Here is a 1315-nt window from a genome sequence, read left to right as displayed (position 1 = left end):
GAGACTGTAACTAATTTTGTGTAACTGCCTATCTCAATTTACTCTATAGAGAGTTAAGGATAGGCAGATGAACATGAATAAGAAAGAGCTTGAAGCTTTCGCAAAGGAAGCGGCCAAGGGCATTAAAACACCTCAGGACTTAAACGAATTTAGTCAGATGTTGAAGAAAATCACTGTTGAAGCGGCATTGAACGCAGAAATGGATGAGCATCTTGGCTACGAGAAAAATCAAAAGTCTTCATCATCAAACAGTCGCAACGGCAAGAGCAGCAAACGCGTTAAAACTGAAGACGGTGAGTTTGAACTCGACACACCTCGTGACCGCGAAGGCTCCTTTGAACCTAAACTCGTTAAAAAACATCAGTCTCGCTTTACGTCAATGGACGATAAAATCCTCTGGCTTTATGCACAGGGCATGAGTACTCGTGAAATCGTCAATGCGTTTGATGAATGGTACGGTGCTGAGATATCGCCAACATTAGTTTCTCGCGTCACTAATGCGGTTATCGAGCAAGTGGTCGAGTGGCAGTCACGCCCGTTAGATGCTATTTACCCCATCGTTTACCTCGACTGTATCGTGGTGAAAATACGCCAAGATAAACGCATCATCAACAAATCTATCTTCCTGGCCTTGGGTATCAATACCGAAGGTCACAAAGAACTGATGGGCATGTGGATTGCCGAGAATGAAGGGGCTAAGTTCTGGCTAAGCGTTTTAACTGAACTGCAACAGCGTGGCGTAGAAGACATCCTTATTGCTTGTGTAGATGGTCTGAAAGGCTTCCCTGATGCAATTAATGCTGTGTTCCCACAAACACATATTCAACTCTGTATCGTTCACATGGTGCGTAACTCACTGAAATATGTGTCATGGAAGGATTACAAAGCTGTCACCGCAGATTTAAAGCGCGTATACCGCTCAGCAACAGAAGATGAAGCTCTGCTTGAATTAGAACGGTTTGCTGAAACATGGGACGGCCAGTACCCTCAAATAGCTAAATCATGGCGGACGCACTGGCATAATCTCAACACCTTATTTAATTACCCAGAGGACATCCGCAGGGCAATTTACACCACTAACGCCATTGAGTCGTTGAACAGCGTTATCCGCAAAGCTATTAAGAAGCGGAAAATCTTCCCCAGCGACGATTCCGCTAGAAAAATGGTGTACTTAGCAATAAAAGATGCCAGTAAGAAATGGTCAATGCCGATTCAAAACTGGCGTCAGGCGATGAGTCGTTTTATTATCGAGTTCGAGGAACGCCTCGAGAAACATATTAACTAATGGCAGTTACACAGAATCTGTTACAGGCTC

The 1315-nt window shown here is 44.2% G+C and carries 1 protein-coding gene; it reads left to right on the top strand.

Annotation, left to right across the window (positions count from 1 at the left end; genetic code table 11):
- The first annotated feature begins 73 nt into the window (after positions 1-73).
- Positions 74-1285, top strand: a complete 1212-nt coding sequence (locus tag ACTRWF_RS19610; protein WP_462836100.1) for an IS256 family transposase — start codon at positions 74-76, stop codon at positions 1283-1285.
- Positions 1286-1315 lie beyond the last annotated feature (30 nt).

It is taken from the genome of Alteromonas sp. G5_S2_22_S1, assembly GCF_054968525.1.
Note: the sequence above shows the minus strand (reverse complement) of the source record. Positions and strands in the feature narration are given on the sequence as shown.

Coding starts and splice junctions, on each gene's coding strand:
- ACTRWF_RS19610 (WP_462836100.1), top strand. CDS start 74: ATGAATAAGAAAGAGCTTGAAGCTTTCGCAAAGGAAGCGGCCAAGGGC.